Source organism: Trinickia sp. HAY1-2D (assembly GCF_056754935.1).
Genome location: NZ_JBPGWX010000002.1, coordinates 309,770 through 327,699 on the forward strand (window position 1 = coordinate 309,770; position 17,930 = coordinate 327,699).

The 17,930-nt window shown below is 59.8% G+C and carries 8 protein-coding genes, 4 tRNA genes, 2 rRNA genes and 1 pseudogene; all 15 read left to right on the plus strand.

The window, feature by feature from the left end; genetic code table 11:
* Positions 1-125 precede the first annotated feature (125 nt).
* The 15 genes and pseudogenes from ACR9ZC_RS08355 (at position 126) to rpoC (ending at position 17,599) form a co-directional block, all read left to right on the plus strand.
* A 23S ribosomal RNA gene (locus tag ACR9ZC_RS08355) occupies positions 126-3,100 on the plus strand.
* 146 nt (positions 3,101-3,246) lie between these two features.
* Positions 3,247-3,360: ribosomal RNA gene (rrf, locus tag ACR9ZC_RS08360) — 5S ribosomal RNA — on the plus strand.
* Between the two features lie 213 nt (positions 3,361-3,573).
* Positions 3,574-3,659, plus strand: a tRNA-Tyr gene (locus tag ACR9ZC_RS08365).
* A 62-nt stretch (positions 3,660-3,721) separates the two neighbouring features.
* Positions 3,722-3,795, plus strand: a tRNA-Gly gene (locus ACR9ZC_RS08370).
* Between the two features lie 15 nt (positions 3,796-3,810).
* Positions 3,811-3,885 (plus strand) — tRNA-Thr (locus ACR9ZC_RS08375).
* Positions 3,886-3,946: 61 nt separating this feature from the next.
* A complete protein-coding gene (gene tuf / locus ACR9ZC_RS08380) occupies positions 3,947-5,137 on the plus strand; it encodes an elongation factor Tu (RefSeq protein ID WP_481579957.1) in 1,191 nt (396 codons plus the stop codon).
* A gap of 62 nt (positions 5,138-5,199) precedes the next feature.
* Positions 5,200-5,275 (plus strand) — tRNA-Trp (locus ACR9ZC_RS08385).
* A 34-nt stretch (positions 5,276-5,309) separates the two neighbouring features.
* Positions 5,310-5,688: pseudogene (secE, locus tag ACR9ZC_RS08390) on the plus strand (preprotein translocase subunit SecE).
* A 1-nt stretch (position 5,689) separates the two neighbouring features.
* Positions 5,690-6,250, plus strand: coding sequence for a transcription termination/antitermination protein NusG (nusG, locus tag ACR9ZC_RS08395; RefSeq protein WP_173256819.1), 561 nt, complete (start codon positions 5,690-5,692; stop codon positions 6,248-6,250).
* 161 nt (positions 6,251-6,411) lie between these two features.
* Positions 6,412-6,843 carry a 50S ribosomal protein L11 gene (gene rplK / locus ACR9ZC_RS08400; protein WP_331566675.1) on the plus strand — a complete coding sequence of 144 codons (432 nt, stop codon included), beginning with the start codon at positions 6,412-6,414 and terminating at the stop codon, positions 6,841-6,843.
* A complete protein-coding gene (gene rplA / locus ACR9ZC_RS08405; protein WP_331566673.1) occupies positions 6,844-7,542 on the plus strand; it encodes a 50S ribosomal protein L1 in 699 nt (232 codons plus the stop codon). It abuts the gene before it with no gap.
* 309 nt (positions 7,543-7,851) lie between these two features.
* Positions 7,852-8,349, plus strand: coding sequence for a 50S ribosomal protein L10 (rplJ, locus tag ACR9ZC_RS08410; RefSeq protein ID WP_481579958.1), 498 nt, complete (start codon positions 7,852-7,854; stop codon positions 8,347-8,349).
* Between the two features lie 96 nt (positions 8,350-8,445).
* A complete protein-coding gene (rplL, locus tag ACR9ZC_RS08415) occupies positions 8,446-8,823 on the plus strand; it encodes a 50S ribosomal protein L7/L12 (RefSeq protein ID WP_173256823.1) in 378 nt (125 codons plus the stop codon).
* A 403-nt stretch (positions 8,824-9,226) separates the two neighbouring features.
* Complete coding sequence (gene rpoB / locus ACR9ZC_RS08420) at positions 9,227-13,333, plus strand: DNA-directed RNA polymerase subunit beta (protein ID WP_331566671.1); 4,107 nt, start codon at positions 9,227-9,229, stop codon at positions 13,331-13,333.
* Between the two features lie 21 nt (positions 13,334-13,354).
* Positions 13,355-17,599 (plus strand): DNA-directed RNA polymerase subunit beta', encoded by a 4,245-nt coding sequence (gene rpoC / locus ACR9ZC_RS08425; protein WP_481579959.1) that lies wholly within the window; start codon positions 13,355-13,357, stop codon positions 17,597-17,599.
* Positions 17,600-17,930: the final 331 nt, after the last annotated feature.

The window sequence follows — 17,930 nt, forward strand, 5'->3', positions numbered from 1 at the left end:
GTAGTGATTGTATCAGTATGAAAAGTGATCGAAAGTTCACTTGGAATACGGCAAACGCGAGAACTCAAACCTGTAGCGGTGGCGAATCCGCTCCCATGTGGAGTAAAGAGACGCTCTCGTTATAGGGTCAAGCGAACAAGTGCATGTGGTGGATGCCTTGGCGATCACAGGCGATGAAGGACGCGGTAGCCTGCGAAAAGCCCCGGGGAGCTGGCAAACGAGCTTTGATCCGGGGATGTCCGAATGGGGAAACCCACTCCGTATGGAGTATCCGTAGCTGAATACATAGGCTACGAGAGGCGAACGCGGTGAACTGAAACATCTAAGTAACCGCAGGAACAGAAATCAACCGAGATTCCCAGAGTAGTGGCGAGCGAAATGGGAAGAGCCTGTACGAGTTAGCTGTGCTGTTAGCTGAACGCTCTGGAAAGTGCGGCCATAGCGGGTGATAGCCCCGTAAGCGAAAACAGTGTGGTGGGACTAGGCGTACGACAAGTAGGGCGGGACACGTGAAATCCTGTCTGAAGATGGGGGGACCATCCTCCAAGGCTAAATACTCGTGATCGACCGATAGTGAACCAGTACCGTGAGGGAAAGGCGAAAAGAACCCCGGGAGGGGAGTGAAATAGATCCTGAAACCGCATGCATACAAACAGTCGGAGCCTGGAAACGGGTGACGGCGTACCTTTTGTATAATGGGTCAGCGACTTACGTTCAGTAGCAAGCTTAACCGATTAGGGCAGGCGTAGCGAAAGCGAGTCCGAATAGGGCGTTCAGTTGCTGGGCGTAGACCCGAAACCAGATGATCTATCCATGGCCAGGTTGAAGGTGCGGTAACACGTACTGGAGGACCGAACCCACTAACGTTGAAAAGTTAGGGGATGAGCTGTGGATAGGGGTGAAAGGCTAAACAAATCTGGAAATAGCTGGTTCTCTCCGAAAACTATTTAGGTAGTGCCTCGTGTATCACCTTCGGGGGTAGAGCACTGTCATGGTTGAAGGGTCCATTGCGGATTACTTCGCCATAGCAAACTCCGAATACCGAAGAGTGCAATCACGGGAGACAGACATCGGGTGCTAACGTCCGGTGTCAAGAGGGAAACAACCCAGACCGCCAGCTAAGGTCCCTAAATATGGCTAAGTGGGAAACGAAGTGGGAAGGCTAAAACAGTCAGGAGGTTGGCTTAGAAGCAGCCACCCTTTAAAGAAAGCGTAATAGCTCACTGATCGAGTCGTCCTGCGCGGAAGATGTAACGGGGCTAAGCCATATACCGAAGCTGCGGATGCGTGTACTCCTTCAAGTGCACCAAGCTTGTCGCCACGTCAGTGGCGACAAAGCGCTCAACAATGATCGTTGGGTGTAATGCAAGGTGGATTTGAAGGAGTACACGCATGGTAGGAGAGCGTTCTGTAAGCCTGCGAAGGTGTCTCGGAAGGGATGCTGGAGGTATCAGAAGTGCGAATGCTGACATGAGTAGCGATAAAGGGGGTGAAAGGCCCCCTCGCCGTAAGCCCAAGGTTTCCTACGCAACGTTCATCGGCGTAGGGTGAGTCGGCCCCTAAGGCGAGGCAGAAATGCGTAGCTGATGGGAAGCAGGTCAATATTCCTGCACCATTGTGAGATGCGATGGGGGGACGGATCGCGGAAGGTTGTCCGGGTGTTGGACGTCCCGGTCGCTGCATTGGAGAAGGCGCTTAGGCAAATCCGGGCGCGTAATTCAAGGGTGTGGCGCGAGCGGCTTTAAGCTGCGAAGCAATCGGAAGGGGTCCCAAGAAAAGCCTCTAAGCTTCAGTCTCATGATGACCGTACCGCAAACCGACACAGGTGGGCGAGATGAGTATTCTAAGGCGCTTGAGAGAACTCGGGAGAAGGAACTCGGCAAATTGGTACCGTAACTTCGGGATAAGGTACGCCCTGGTAGCTTGACTGGCTTGCGCCAGAAGGGTGAAGGGGTTGCAATAAACTGGTGGCTGCGACTGTTTAATAAAAACACAGCACTCTGCAAACACGAAAGTGGACGTATAGGGTGTGACGCCTGCCCGGTGCCGGAAGATTAAATGATGGGGTGCAAGCTCTTGATTGAAGTCCCGGTAAACGGCGGCCGTAACTATAACGGTCCTAAGGTAGCGAAATTCCTTGTCGGGTAAGTTCCGACCTGCACGAATGGCGTAACGATGGCCACACTGTCTCCTCCCGAGACTCAGCGAAGTTGAAGTGTTTGTGATGATGCAATCTCCCCGCGGCTAGACGGAAAGACCCCATGAACCTTTACTGTAGCTTTGCATTGGACTTTGAACCGATCTGTGTAGGATAGGTGGGAGGCTATGAAAGCAGGACGCTAGTCTTGCTGGAGCCGTCCTTGAAATACCACCCTGGTTTGTTTGAGGTTCTAACCTTGGGCCCTGAATCGGGCTCGGGGACAGTGCATGGTAGGCAGTTTGACTGGGGCGGTCTCCTCCCAAAGCGTAACGGAGGAGTACGAAGGTACGCTAGGTACGGTCGGAAATCGTGCTGATAGTGCAATGGCATAAGCGTGCTTAACTGCGAGACCGACAAGTCGAGCAGGTGCGAAAGCAGGTCATAGTGATCCGGTGGTTCTGTATGGAAGGGCCATCGCTCAACGGATAAAAGGTACTCTGGGGATAACAGGCTGATACCGCCCAAGAGTTCATATCGACGGCGGTGTTTGGCACCTCGATGTCGGCTCATCTCATCCTGGGGCTGTAGCCGGTCCCAAGGGTATGGCTGTTCGCCATTTAAAGAGGTACGTGAGCTGGGTTTAAAACGTCGTGAGACAGTTTGGTCCCTATCTGCCGTGGGCGTTGGATATTTGAAGGGGGCTGCTCCTAGTACGAGAGGACCGGAGTGGACGAACCTCTGGTGTACCGGTTGTCACGCCAGTGGCATCGCCGGGTAGCTATGTTCGGAAGAGATAACCGCTGAAAGCATCTAAGCGGGAAACTCGCCTTAAGATGAGATATCCCCGGGGACTTGATCCCCTTGAAGGGTCGTTCGAGACCAGGACGTTGATAGGTCGGGTGTGTACACGCAGTAATGCGTTCAGCTAACCGATACTAATTGCCCGTACGGCTTGATCCTATAACCGGAGCGTTTTATATGCCCAGGTTGTGATCCGCGCTTTGCCCTAGTGAACTCCTCACTAGCGATACGTCACTCCCCCCCATTACACCCCCACTTCTTCCCAGATTGGCTGTGCAGCCCAAGCCGCACAGCAACAAGTCATGCCTGATGACCATAGCGAGTCGGCCCCACCCCTTCCCATCCCGAACAGGACCGTGAAACGACTCCACGCCGATGATAGTGCGGATTGCCCGTGTGAAAGTAGGTAATCGTCAGGCTCCCTCTGCCAGGCAGAGTGCGCACCTCAGTGCCTACTCTGACCTACGCAACGTGCATAAAACCCCCGGCTCGCGACAAGCAGACCGGGGGTTTTTGCTTTGGGCGCCCGACCGCGGTCGGCACCCATTATTAAATGAGAGCGTTGATTGGCTTGGTACCGGCGCAGGCCTTGACTTTGCGCGCCATTGCCATCATAATCACCCGTTCTCTGCGGAGGGGTGCCCGAGTGGCTAAAGGGGGCAGACTGTAAATCTGTTGGCTTACGCCTACGTTGGTTCGAATCCAACCTCCTCCACCAGAATGCAAGCTGCGAGCAGCAGTGAAGAGCAGGAATCGTGAAGGCACGATCGTGAAGCCTTAGCGGGTGTAGCTCAATGGTAGAGCAGAAGCCTTCCAAGCTTACGACGAGGGTTCGATTCCCTTCACCCGCTCCAATGCCAAGAAGTAGCGCCCATGTGGCTCAGTGGTAGAGCACTCCCTTGGTAAGGGAGAGGTCGGCAGTTCGATCCTGCCCATGGGCACCAGCGATGTCAGTGTTTGTTTGCGTGCGGCGCAACATACGGAAAATCCTCTTAGGAGTCGAAAATGGCCAAGGGTAAGTTTGAGCGGACCAAGCCGCACGTGAACGTCGGCACGATCGGTCACGTGGATCACGGCAAGACCACGCTAACGGCGGCAATCACGACGGTGCTGACGGCGAAGTTCGGCGGCGAGGCAAAGGCGTACGACCAGATCGACGCGGCGCCGGAAGAAAAGGCGCGCGGCATCACGATCAACACGGCGCACGTGGAGTACGAGACGGCGAACCGTCACTATGCGCACGTCGATTGCCCGGGCCACGCGGACTACGTGAAGAACATGATCACGGGCGCGGCACAGATGGACGGCGCGATCCTGGTGTGCTCGGCCGCTGACGGCCCGATGCCGCAAACGCGTGAGCACATCCTGCTGGCGCGTCAGGTCGGCGTGCCGTACATCATTGTGTTCCTGAACAAGTGCGACATGGTGGACGACGCTGAGCTGCTCGAGCTGGTGGAAATGGAAGTGCGCGAGCTGCTGTCGAAGTACGACTTCCCGGGCGACGACACGCCGATCATCAAGGGTTCGGCCAAGCTGGCGCTGGAAGGCGACAAGGGCGAACTCGGTGAAGTGGCGATCATGAACCTGGCCGATGCGCTGGACACGTACATTCCGACGCCGGAGCGTGCGGTGGACGGTGCGTTCCTGATGCCGGTGGAAGACGTGTTCTCGATCTCGGGTCGCGGCACGGTCGTGACGGGCCGCGTCGAGCGGGGCGTGATCAAGGTTGGCGAGGAAATCGAAATCGTCGGTATCAAGCCGACGGTGAAGACGACGTGCACGGGCGTGGAGATGTTCCGCAAGCTGCTGGACCAAGGTCAAGCGGGCGATAACGTGGGGATCTTGCTGCGCGGCACGAAGCGTGAAGACGTGGAGCGCGGCCAGGTGTTGGCCAAGCCGGGTTCGATCACGCCGCACACGCACTTCACCGCCGAGGTGTACGTGCTGAGCAAGGACGAAGGCGGTCGTCACACGCCGTTCTTCAACAACTACCGTCCGCAGTTCTACTTCCGTACGACGGACGTGACGGGCTCGATCGAGTTGCCGAAGGACAAGGAAATGGTGATGCCGGGCGATAACGTGGCGATCACGGTCAAGCTGATCGCGCCGATCGCCATGGAAGAAGGCCTGCGCTTCGCCATCCGCGAAGGCGGCCGTACCGTCGGCGCAGGTGTTGTTGCGAAGATCATCGAGTAAGCCAGCAAGTCTCGGTGGTCTGTGGTTTCGGGGTTGGTGTCATAGCCAACCCCAACTGGTTTAGGGGTATAGCTCAACTGGCAGAGCGTCGGTCTCCAAAACCGAAGGTTGGGGGTTCGATTCCCTCTGCCCCTGCCAAAATTTCAGCGCGTCATGCGCGCGTTAAGGTGTTATGGCGAATCCTTCCGTCGAAGTTGTGGATACATCCAGCGACAAACTGATCCTTATCGCGGGCGTACTGCTGGTCGTGGCCGGGTTCGTAGGATTCTTCTGGCTCAGCGGCCAGGAATGGTATGTGCGCGGCGCAGCCCTGTTGGTTGGCGTGGTCGCGGGTGTTGTGGTCGGTCTCCTCCTCCCCCGGTAAGGGTTTTATCGCGTTCGCCAAGGATTCCTACAAGGAAGTCCGCAAGGTGGTCTGGCCGACTCGCAAAGAAGCGTCGCAGACCACGCTTGTCGTGTTCGGCTTCGTGCTCGTCATGGCGGTGCTCCTTTGGATCAGCGATAAGTCCATCGAGTGGGTCATTTTCTCGGTGATTCTGGGTTGGAAATGATATGAGTGGCGATACTCCGGCATCTCCGAGCGGTAAACGTTGGTACGTCGTGCATGCCTACTCCGGTATGGAGAAGAGCGTGCAGCGCGCGCTTCAGGAGCGCATCGAGCGAGCCGGCATGCAAGACAAGTTTGGCCAGATTCTCGTGCCTACGGAAGAAGTGGTCGAGGTGAAGGGTGGTCATAAGTCGGTCACCGAGCGGCGCTTCTTTCCCGGCTACGTGCTCGTCGAGATGGAAATGACCGACGAAACGTGGCACCTCGTGAAAAACACGGCAAAGGTCACGGGCTTCGTGGGCGGCGCGCGCAATCGGCCGAGCCCGATTTCGCCGCGCGAAGTCGAAAAGATCATGTCGCAGATGCAAGAGGGCGTCGAAAAACCGCGCCCCAAGACATTGTTCGAGGTCGGCGAAATGGTTCGCGTCAAGGAAGGCCCGTTCACGGACTTCAATGGCACGGTCGAGGAAGTGAATTACGAGAAGTCGCGCGTTCGCGTGTCGGTCACGATCTTCGGGCGCGCCACGCCTGTCGAGCTCGAATTCGGGCAGGTCGAGAAGTTGTAATCGAATATCGACGGATCGCTCGTTCGCGAGCGCTCCGTCTTTCCGCGCTTACGGTCCGCGTCATGACCGTTGAGGAGCGTCAGTAGCCTTGGATCGATCGGGCGAACGCGCGTTACTACTCACCGAACGCAGCATCTTCGCGTTCCAACGAGGTTGTCGAAATGGCAAAGAAAATCATCGGCTTTATCAAACTGCAGATCCCTGCAGGTAAAGCCAATCCGTCGCCGCCGGTCGGTCCGGCGCTGGGCCAGCGTGGCCTGAACATCATGGAGTTCTGCAAGGCGTTCAACGCGCAGACTCAATCGATGGAGCCGGGTCTGCCGGTTCCCGTCGTGATCACCGCGTTTGCCGACAAGAGCTTCACGTTCATCCTGAAGACGCCGCCGGCAACGGTTCTGATCAAGAAGGCAGCGAAGATCGACAAGGGATCGAGCAAGCCGCATACGGACAAGGTCGGCAAGATCACGCGCGCGCAAGCCGAAGAGATCGCCAAGGCCAAAATGCCCGATCTGACGGCAGCCGATTTGGACGCCGCGGTCCGCACGATCGCTGGCAGCGCCCGCTCGATGGGCATCACCGTGGAGGGCGTGTAAATGGCTAAGGTATCGAAGCGTTTGCAAGCATTCGCGGCTAAGGTCGATTCGCAGAAACTGTACCCGATCGACGATGCGCTCGCCCTCGTCAAGGCATGCGCGACCGCCAAGTTCGACGAGTCGATCGACGTCGCGGTTCAACTCGGCATCGATGCGAAGAAGTCGGATCAAGTGGTCCGCGGTTCGGTGGTTCTGCCCGCCGGTACCGGCAAGTCGGTCCGCGTCGCCGTGTTCGCGCAAGGCGACAAGGCCGAGCAGGCCCGCGCCGCAGGCGCCGAAATCGTCGGCATGGAAGATCTCGCCGAACAGATCAAGGCCGGCAATCTGAATTTCGACGTGGTCATCGCGTCGCCCGATACGATGCGTGTCGTCGGTACGCTCGGTCAGATCCTCGGTCCGCGCGGTCTCATGCCGAACCCGAAGGTCGGCACGGTTACGCCGGATGTCGCCACGGCTGTCAAGAACGCGAAGGCTGGCCAGGTCCAGTTCCGCGTCGACAAGGCGGGGATCATCCACGCAACGATCGGACGTGCATCGTTCGAGCCGACCGCGCTGCGCACGAACCTTTCGGCACTTGTCGAGGCGTTGCAAAAGGCGAAGCCGGCGACGAGCAAGGGCGTGTACCTGCGCAAGATCGCATTGTCGAGCACGATGGGTGTGGGCGTGCGCGTCGATCAGGCGACGCTCGCCGCGCAGTAAGGAATCGAACCGTGTCGGCGGTGTCATTCGCCGACGCGGATTTAAAGGGCTTTGGGCGGTCGCGGCAAGGCAGTTCGCTTGACGCGGCCGGTTGTCAAAGACCGTTGGCGGGAACGCAGCTTCATGGGCGCTCCCTTAATGCAGGCCAACGCAGATGGCGAACCCGAAACAGTTTTGCAGTGATGAGGTCGGTTGTTTGTGCAGCGATGCGCAGGCGGTCCGCCCGAAATACTCCTAACACCTCGGACGCCGTTGTTGAACGCGGCATGTGAGGCTTCCTGCCAACCATGCCGAATCTGGAGGTTAACCGTGCCACTCAATAAAGAAGATAAGCAGGCCGTCGTGGCTGAGGTTTCCGCGCAAGTCGCGAAAGCCCAGACCATGGTGCTTGCGGAGTATCGTGGAATCGCGGTTGGCGATCTGACGAAGCTGCGCGCGAAAGCGCGCGAGCAACAGGTGTACCTGCGCGTGTTGAAGAACACGCTGGCGCGTCGCGCCGTCGAAGGTACCCCGTTTGCTCCGTTGGCTGAGCAGATGACCGGTCCTCTGATCTACGGCATCTCGGAAGATGCCATTGCTGCTGCCAAGGTCGTCAATGACTTCGGCAAAGGCAATGACAAGTTGATCATCAAGGCCGGTGCCTACGAAGGCAAGGTGATGGACAAGGCTGGCGTGCAAGCGCTCGCCAACATCCCGAGCCGCGAGGAGTTGCTCTCCAAGCTGTTGTTCGTCATGCAAGCGCCTGTTTCGGGCTTTGCGCGCGCACTTGCTGCGCTCGCGGAGAAGAAGCAGGGCGAGGCCGCCTGAGTTCGCTCGGCAGGTCACGCGTGATGCACTTCGGCCGAGCGTAACGTCCGTCAAGGATCGCTGGCTGTATCCGAATTCAATTTAGGAGTATTTCAAATGGCAATCGCAAAAGAAGACATTCTGGAAGCCGTTGGCTCGATGTCGGTTCTGGAACTGAACGAGCTCGTCAAGGCGTTCGAAGAGAAGTTTGGCGTGTCGGCTGCTGCTGTCGCAGTGGCAGGCCCGGCAGCGGGTGGCGGTGCAGCCGCAGCGGCTGAAGAGCAAACCGAATTCACGGTGAACCTGCTCGAAGCCGGTGCGAACAAGGTGTCGGTCATCAAGGCCGTTCGCGAACTGACGGGCCTGGGCCTGAAGGAAGCGAAGGACCTCGTCGACGGCGCACCGAAGCCCGTCAAGGAAGCGGTGCCCAAGGCCGCTGCCGAAGAGGCGAAGAAGAAGCTGGAAGACGCTGGCGCGAAGGCCGAGATCAAGTAACGATCGACTTCGCTCAGCGAAGGCTGGCGGTTTTTCACCGCCGGCCTTTTTGTGCTTTGTGGGGACTGCGTTTCGCTGCGCCTTTCGCTGCGTCGTTTCGCAGCTCGGGCGACGCGGATGCAACCCCATGAGGCCGGACGAAGAGGCCAAAGAAAATTGCCCCTCGGTGTTGCCGAGCGACATTTTTCTTTGTCTTCTGAAGCGACTGCAGAAGGCAAGTTTGGTCGGGCTGCGGGCAACACAGGCATCCGCAGCCGTCAGCCAGCGGTTGGTAGCGGCCAACCACCAAGCTTCTAGGCTCGTTCAAGCCTCAGGACGGCCATCGGGTCTCAGTCGGTGAACACTCGGGTTCCCAGATCCAGGCATCTCGCCTCGACAATGCCCGCCGTGATTCGGAGATCGTATGCAATATTCCTTCACCGAGAAGAAGCGCATTCGCAAGAGCTTTGCGAAGCGCCCCATCGTTCACCAAGTACCTTTCCTGCTGGCCACCCAGCTTGAATCATTCAGCACGTTTCTGCAAGCGGACGTGCTCACCGCGCAACGCAAGCCCGAGGGCCTGCAGGCGGCGTTTTCGTCTGTTTTTCCGATTGTTTCGCACAACGGCTTCGCGCGCCTCGAGTTCGTGAGCTACGCGTTGTCGCCGCCGGCATTCAACATCAAGGAATGCCAGCAGCGCGGCCTCACCTATTGCTCGGCGCTGCGCGCCAAGGTACGCCTGGTGTTGCTCGATAAAGAGTCGCCGAGCAAGCCGGTCGTGAAGGAGGTGAAGGAGCAGGAAGTCTACATGGGCGAAATTCCGCTCATGACACCGACCGGCTCGTTCGTCATCAACGGCACCGAGCGTGTGATCGTCTCGCAGCTGCACCGCTCGCCGGGCGTGTTCTTCGAACACGACAAGGGCAAGACGCACAGCTCTGGCAAGCTGCTCTTTTCGGCACGGATCATTCCCTACCGCGGCTCGTGGCTCGACTTCGAATTCGACCCGAAGGACATTCTGTACTTCCGCGTCGACCGTCGCCGCAAGATGCCGGTCACGATCCTGCTCAAGGCAATCGGCCTCACGCCCGAGCAGATCCTCGCCAACTTCTTCGTCTTCGACAACTTCACCCTGATGGGCGAAGGCGCGCAGATGGAGTTCGTGCCCGAGCGTCTGCGCGGCGAAGTCGCGCGCTTCGACATCACGGACCGCGACGGCAACGTGATCGTCCAGAAGGACAAGCGGATCAACGCGAAGCATATTCGCGACCTCGACAACGCGAAGACGAAGTTCATCTCCGTGCCGGAGGACTATCTGCTTGGCCGTGTGCTCGCCAAGAACGTCGTCGACGGCGAAACGGGCGAAGTGATCGCCAACGCTAACGAAGAAATCACCGAAACCACGCTCGAGAAGCTGCGCGAAGCGAAGGTCAAGGACATCCAGACGCTCTATACGAACGATCTGGACCAAGGCCCGTATATCTCCTCGACGCTGCGCATCGACGAAACGGCCGACAAGACGGCCGCGCGCATTGCCATCTACCGCATGATGCGTCCGGGCGAGCCGCCGACCGAAGAAGCGGTCGAAGCGCTGTTCAATCGCCTCTTCTACAGCGAAGACGCCTACGACCTGTCGAAGGTCGGCCGCATGAAGTTCAATCGCCGCGTCGGCCGTGACGAGATCACGGGCCCGATGACGCTGCAAGACGACGACATCCTGGCCACGATCAAGATCCTCGTCGAATTGCGCAACGGCAAGGGCGAAGTCGACGATATCGATCACCTCGGCAATCGCCGCGTGCGCTGCGTCGGCGAACTGGCGGAGAACCAGTTCCGCGCCGGTCTCGTGCGCGTCGAGCGTGCGGTGAAGGAGCGTCTCGGCCAGGCGGAAAGCGAAAACCTGATGCCGCACGACCTGATCAACTCGAAGCCGATTTCGTCGGCGATTCGCGAGTTCTTCGGCTCGTCGCAGCTTTCGCAGTTCATGGACCAGACGAACCCGCTGTCGGAGATCACGCACAAGCGTCGCGTCTCGGCATTGGGCCCGGGCGGTCTGACGCGCGAGCGTGCCGGCTTCGAGGTGCGCGACGTGCACCCGACCCACTATGGCCGTGTGTGCCCGATCGAAACGCCGGAAGGTCCGAACATCGGTCTCATCAACTCGCTCGCGCTCTATGCGCACCTGAACGAGTACGGCTTTTTGGAAACGCCGTACCGCAAGGTCGTCGACGGCAAGGTGACGGATCAGATCGATTATCTGTCCGCTATCGAAGAAGGCCGCTACGTGATCGCTCAGGCGAACGCGGCAGTGGCCGAGGACGGTACGCTCACCGACGAACTCGTGTCGTCGCGTGAGGCCGGCGAAACGCTGATGGTGACGCCGGACCGCATCCAGTACATGGACGTGGCGCCGTCGCAGATCGTTTCGGTTGCTGCCTCGCTGATTCCGTTCCTCGAGCACGACGATGCGAACCGCGCGTTGATGGGCTCGAACATGCAGCGGCAGGCGGTGCCGTGTCTGCGTCCGGAAAAGCCGGTGGTCGGCACGGGTATCGAGCGCACGGTGGCGGTCGACTCGGGTACGACGGTTCAGGCGCTGCGCGGCGGCGTGGTCGATTATGTCGACGCGGGCCGTATCGTCATTCGCGTGAACGACGACGAAGCGGTCGCGGGCGATGTGGGTGTGGATATCTACAACCTCATCAAGTACACGCGCTCGAACCAGAACACGAACATCAACCAGCGTCCGATCGTGAAGGTGGGCGACCGGGTCTTGCGCGGTGACGTGCTGGCCGATGGCGCATCGACGGATCTGGGCGAGCTCGCGCTCGGCCAGAACATGCTCGTCGCGTTCATGCCGTGGAACGGCTACAACTTCGAGGATTCGATCCTGATCTCGGAGAAGGTTGTTGCGGACGATCGCTACACCTCGATTCACATCGAGGAGCTGAACGTCGTCGCTCGCGACACGAAGCTCGGACCGGAAGAAATCACGCGCGATATCTCGAACCTCGCGGAAGTGCAGCTTTCGCGTCTGGACGAGTCGGGCATCGTCTACATCGGCGCTGAAGTCGAGGCGGGCGACGTGCTGGTCGGCAAGGTCACGCCGAAGGGCGAGACGCAGTTGACGCCGGAAGAAAAGCTGCTTCGCGCGATCTTCGGTGAAAAGGCATCCGACGTGAAGGATACGTCGCTGCGCGTGCCCTCGGGCATGAGCGGCACCGTCATCGACGTGCAAGTGTTCACGCGCGAAGGCATTCAGCGCGACAAGCGCGCGCAGCAGATCATCGACGATGAACTCAAGCGCTACCGTCTCGACTTGAACGATCAGCTGCGCATCGTGGAAGGCGACGCCTTCCAGCGTCTTGCGCGCATGCTCGTCGGCAAGGTCGCGAACGGCGGTCCGAAGAAGCTGGCGAAGGGCACGAAGATCGACCAGGCGTACCTGGAGGATCTCGACCACTATCACTGGTTCGATATCCGCCTCGCGGACGAAGACGCGGCAGCGCAACTCGAAGCCATCAAGGATTCGATCGAGCAAAAGCGTCACCAGTTCGATCTCGCCTTCGAAGAGAAGCGCAAGAAGCTGACGCAGGGCGACGAGCTGCCCCCGGGCGTGCTCAAGATGGTCAAGGTGTATCTGGCCGTCAAGCGCCGCCTGCAGCCTGGCGACAAGATGGCAGGCCGCCACGGGAACAAGGGCGTCGTGTCGAAGATCGTGCCGATCGAAGACATGCCCTATATGGCGGACGGCCGTCCGGCCGACGTCGTGCTCAATCCGCTCGGCGTGCCGTCGCGGATGAACGTGGGTCAGGTGCTCGAAGTGCATCTCGGCTGGGCCGCGAAGGGTTTGGGCTGGCGTATCGGCGAGATGTTGCAGCGTCAGGCGAAGATCGAAGAACTGCGTGTGTTCCTGACCAAGCTCTACAACGAGTCGGGTCGTGCCGAGGAGCTCGAAGGCTTCGGCGACGACGAGATTCTCGAGCTCGCGAAGAATCTGCGCGAAGGCGTGCCGTTTGCCACGCCGGTGTTCGACGGTGCGACCGAAGAGGAAATGTCGAAGATGCTCGATCTCGCGTTCCCCGACGACGTTGCTCAAGAGCTCGGCATGACTGCGTCCAAGAACCAGGTCCGCCTGTTCGACGGTCGCACGGGTGAAGCATTCGAACGGCCCGTGACGGTCGGCTACATGCACTACCTGAAGCTGCATCACCTTGTCGACGACAAGATGCACGCGCGTTCGACGGGCCCGTACTCGCTCGTCACGCAGCAGCCGCTCGGTGGTAAGGCGCAATTCGGTGGTCAGCGCTTCGGTGAAATGGAAGTGTGGGCGCTCGAAGCGTATGGCGCTTCGTACGTGCTGCAGGAAATGTTGACGGTGAAGTCCGATGACGTGACGGGCCGGACGAAGGTGTACGAGAACCTCGTCAAGGGCGACCACGTGATCGACGCGGGCATGCCGGAATCCTTCAACGTGCTGGTGAAGGAAATCCGCTCGCTCGGCATCGACATCGACCTCGACCGCAACTAATCGGACTACGGAGAGAAGGCAATGAAAGCTCTGCTCGATCTATTCAAGCAAGTCCAACAAGAAGAAGTTTTCGACGCGATCAAGATCGGTCTGGCTTCGCCCGACAAGATCCGTTCGTGGTCGTTCGGTGAAGTCAAGAAGCCCGAGACGATCAACTATCGTACGTTCAAGCCCGAGCGTGACGGCTTGTTCTGCGCGAAGATCTTTGGCCCGATCAAGGACTACGAATGCTTGTGCGGCAAGTACAAGCGCTTGAAGCATCGTGGCGTGATCTGCGAGAAGTGCGGCGTCGAAGTGACGCTCGCCAAGGTGCGCCGCGAGCGTATGGGCCACATCGAGTTGGCCTCGCCCGTCGCGCACATCTGGTTCTTGAAGTCGCTGCCGTCGCGTCTGGGCATGGTGCTCGACATGACGCTGCGCGACATCGAGCGCGTGCTGTACTTCGAAGCATACGTGGTGATCGACCCGGGCATGACGCCGCTCAAGGCGCGGCAGATCATGACCGAAGAGGATTACTACAACAAGGTCGAAGAGTACGGTGACGAGTTCCGCGCCGAGATGGGTGCGGAGGGCGTGCGCGAACTGCTGCGCGCGATCAATATCGACGAACAGGTCGAAACGCTGCGCACGGAGCTCAAGAACACGGGCTCCGAAGCGAAGATCAAGAAGTTCGCCAAGCGCCTGAAAGTGCTCGAGGCCTTCCAGCGTTCGGGCATCAAGCCTGAATGGATGGTGCTCGAAGTGCTGCCGGTGCTGCCGCCCGAGTTGCGTCCGCTCGTGCCGCTCGATGGTGGTCGTTTCGCGACGTCGGATTTGAACGACCTCTATCGTCGCGTCATCAACCGGAACAACCGCCTGAAGCGTCTGCTCGAGCTCAAGGCGCCGGAGATCATCGTCCGCAACGAAAAGCGGATGCTGCAGGAAGCCGTCGATTCGCTGCTCGACAACGGCCGCCGCGGCAAGGCGATGACGGGCGCGAACAAGCGTCCGTTGAAGTCGCTCGCCGACATGATCAAGGGCAAGGGCGGCCGCTTCCGTCAGAACCTGCTCGGTAAGCGCGTCGACTACTCGGGCCGTTCGGTCATCGTGGTGGGCCCGACGCTGAAGCTGCACCAGTGCGGTCTGCCGAAGCTGATGGCGCTCGAACTCTTCAAGCCTTTCATCTTCAACAAGCTCGAAGTGATGGGCGTGGCGACGACGATCAAGGCTGCGAAGAAGGAAGTCGAGAATCAGACGCCAGTGGTGTGGGACATCCTCGAAGAGGTGATCCGCGAACATCCGGTGATGCTGAACCGCGCACCGACGCTGCACCGTCTCGGTATCCAGGCGTTCGAGCCCGTGCTGATCGAAGGCAAGGCGATCCAGCTGCACCCGCTCGTTTGCGCGGCGTTCAACGCCGACTTCGACGGTGACCAGATGGCCGTGCACGTGCCGCTGTCGCTCGAAGCGCAGATGGAAGCGCGCACGCTCATGCTCGCGTCGAACAACATCCTGTTCCCGGCCAACGGCGATCCGTCGATCGTGCCGTCGCAGGATATCGTGCTCGGCCTTTACTACGCGACGCGCGAAGCGGTCAACGGCAAGGGCGAAGGCATGTCGTTCACGGGCGTGTCGGAAGTGCTGCGCGCCTATGAAAACAAGGAAGTCGAGCTGGCTTCGCGTGTGAACGTGCGGATCACCGAAATGGTGGCGAACGAAGACACGTCGGAAGGTGCGCCGCAGTTCGTGCCGAAGATCTCGCTTTATGCGACGACGGTCGGTCGCTCGATCCTGTCGGAAATTCTGCCGCCGGGGCTGCCGTTCTCGGTGCTGAACAAGCCGCTCAAGAAGAAGGAAATCTCGCGCCTGATCAACACCGCGTTCCGCAAGTGCGGTCTGCGCGCGACGGTGGTCTTCGCGGACCAGTTGATGCAGTCGGGCTTCCGTCTGGCTACGCGCGCGGGCATTTCGATCTGCGTCGACGACATGCTCGTGCCGCCGCAAAAGGAAGTGATCGTCGGCGACGCCGCGAAGAAGGTGAAGGAGTACGACCGCCAGTACATGTCGGGTCTCGTCACCGCGCAAGAGCGCTACAACAACGTGGTCGACATCTGGTCGGCAACGTCGGAAGCGGTCGGCAAGGCGATGATGGAACAGCTCTCGACGGAGCCGGTCACCGATCGCGACGGCAATGAAGTCCGCCAGGAGTCGTTCAACTCGATCTACATGATGGCCGACTCGGGTGCGCGCGGCTCCGCGGTGCAGATCCGTCAGCTCGCCGGGATGCGCGGCCTGATGGCGAAGCCGGACGGCTCGATCATCGAGACGCCGATTACGGCGAACTTCCGCGAAGGCCTGAACGTGCTGCAGTACTTCATCTCGACGCACGGCGCACGTAAGGGTCTGGCCGATACGGCACTGAAGACGGCGAACTCGGGCTACCTGACGCGCCGTCTCGTCGACGTGACGCAAGATTTGGTCGTGACGGAAGAAGATTGCGGCACGAGCAACGGCGTGGCGATGAAGGCGCTCGTGGAAGGCGGTGAAGTCGTCGAAGCGCTGCGCGACCGGATTCTCGGCCGCGTCGCAACCGCCGACGTCGTCAACCCCGAGACGCAGGAAACGCTGTACGAGACCGGCACGCTGCTCGATGAAGTGGCGGTCGAGGAAATCGAGCGTCTTGGCATCGACGAAGTGCGGGTGCGCACGCCGCTCACCTGCGAGACGCGCTATGGTCTGTGCGCAGCATGCTATGGCCGCGATTTGGGCCGTGGCTCGCTCGTGAACGTCGGCGAAGCGGTCGGTGTGATCGCGGCGCAGTCGATCGGCGAGCCGGGTACGCAGCTCACGATGCGGACGTTCCACATCGGCGGTGCGGCGTCGCGTGCGGCGGTGGCTTCGTCGGTCGAAGCGAAGAGCAACGGTACGGTGCGCTTCACGTCGACGATGCGCTACGTGACCAACGCGAAGGGCGAGCAGATCGTCATTTCGCGTTCGGGCGAGGCGATGATCACGGACGATCATGGCCGCGAGCGCGAGCGTCACAAGGTGCCGTACGGCGCGACGCTGTTGCAGCTCGACGGCGCGCAGATCAAGGCGGGTACGCAGCTCGCGACGTGGGATCCGCTCACGCGTCCGATCATCACCGAGTACGGTGGTACGGTGAAGTTCGAGAACGTCGAGGAAGGCGTGACGGTCGCGAAGCAGATCGACGATGTGACGGGCCTGTCGACGCTCGTCGTGATCGACGTGAAGCGCCGCGGTTCGCAAGCCTCGAAGACGGTCCGTCCGCAGGTGAAGCTGCTCGATGCGAGCGGCGACGAAGTGAAAATCCCCGGCACGGAGCATGCGGTGCAGATCGGCTTCCAGGTCGGCGCGCTGATCACGGTGAAGGACGGACAGCAGGTGCAGGTCGGTGAAGTGCTTGCGCGTATTCCGACCGAATCGCAGAAGACGCGTGACATTACCGGCGGTCTGCCGCGTGTGGCCGAGCTTTTCGAAGCGCGTTCGCCGAAGGACGCCGGCATTCTCGCGGAAGTCACCGGTACGGTTTCGTTCGGTAAGGATACGAAGGGCAAGCAGCGTCTCGTCATCACGGACCTCGAAGGTGAGCAGCACGAGTTCCTGATCGCGAAGGAAAAGCAGGTGCTCGTCCATGATGGTCAGGTCGTCAACAAGGGCGAAATGATCGTGGACGGTCCGGCCGATCCGCACGACATCTTGCGTTTGCAGGGTGTCGAGGCGCTGTCGCGCTACATCGTCGATGAAGTGCAGGACGTGTACCGTTTGCAGGGCGTGAAGATCAACGACAAGCACATCGAAGTGATCGTGCGTCAGATGCTGCGCCGTGTGCAGATCGTCGATAACGGCGATACGCGCTTCATTCCGGGCGAACAAGTCGAGCGGTCGGACATGCTCGACGAGAACGACCGGATGACGGCGGAAGACAAGCGCCCGGCGACGTACGAGAACGTGCTGCTCGGTATCACGAAGGCGTCGCTGTCGACCGATTCGTTCATCTCGGCCGCATCGTTCCAGGAAACGACGCGCGTGCTGACCGAAGCGGCGATCATGGGCAAGCGCGACGATCTGCGCGGGCTGAAGGAAAACGTGATCGTCGGCCGCTTGATTCCGGCCGGTACCGGTCTTGCGTTCCACAAGGCGCGCAAGAACAAGGAGGCTTCGGACCGCGAGCGTTTCGATCAGATCGCCGCGGAAGAAGCGTTCGACTTCGGTCCGCCCGAGACGCCCGCGGACGAGCAGCAGCAACAGCATCCGGCGGAGTGATGCATGGGCGGCGCGATGCGCCGCCTCTTCCGCAGCGTTGCGCAAGTGCCTCTCGAGGCTGGTGCGCGACGGTGCAGGATCGAAACCCACGGCACGACATGCCGTGGGTTTTTTTTACGGCCCCAGTTAGCGCTTCAGCGCTTACTGGGGCCCAATGCAGAGCAACGGCCCCAGTTAGCGCTTCAGCGCTTACTGGGGCCCAATGCAGAGCAACGGCCCCAGTTAGCGCTTCAGCGCTTACTGAGGCCCAATGCAGAGCAACGCGACGGTCGCGGTGCTCTTGGTGCGGCTTTCTTAACTGCCAAGTGCCCGCTAAGCGTTGCGCCCGACA

Excerpts from the sequence above, each read along its gene's own strand:
- nusG (WP_173256819.1), top strand. The coding sequence starts at position 5,690 with ATGAGTGGCGATACTCCGGCATCTCCGAGCGGTAAACGTTGGTACGTC.
- rplA (WP_331566673.1), top strand. The coding sequence starts at position 6,844 with ATGGCTAAGGTATCGAAGCGTTTGCAAGCATTCGCGGCTAAGGTCGAT.
- rplL (WP_173256823.1), top strand. The coding sequence starts at position 8,446 with ATGGCAATCGCAAAAGAAGACATTCTGGAAGCCGTTGGCTCGATGTCG.
- rplK (WP_331566675.1), top strand. The coding sequence starts at position 6,412 with ATGGCAAAGAAAATCATCGGCTTTATCAAACTGCAGATCCCTGCAGGT.
- rpoB (WP_331566671.1), top strand. The coding sequence starts at position 9,227 with ATGCAATATTCCTTCACCGAGAAGAAGCGCATTCGCAAGAGCTTTGCG.
- tuf (WP_481579957.1), top strand. The coding sequence starts at position 3,947 with ATGGCCAAGGGTAAGTTTGAGCGGACCAAGCCGCACGTGAACGTCGGC.
- rpoC (WP_481579959.1), top strand. The coding sequence starts at position 13,355 with ATGAAAGCTCTGCTCGATCTATTCAAGCAAGTCCAACAAGAAGAAGTT.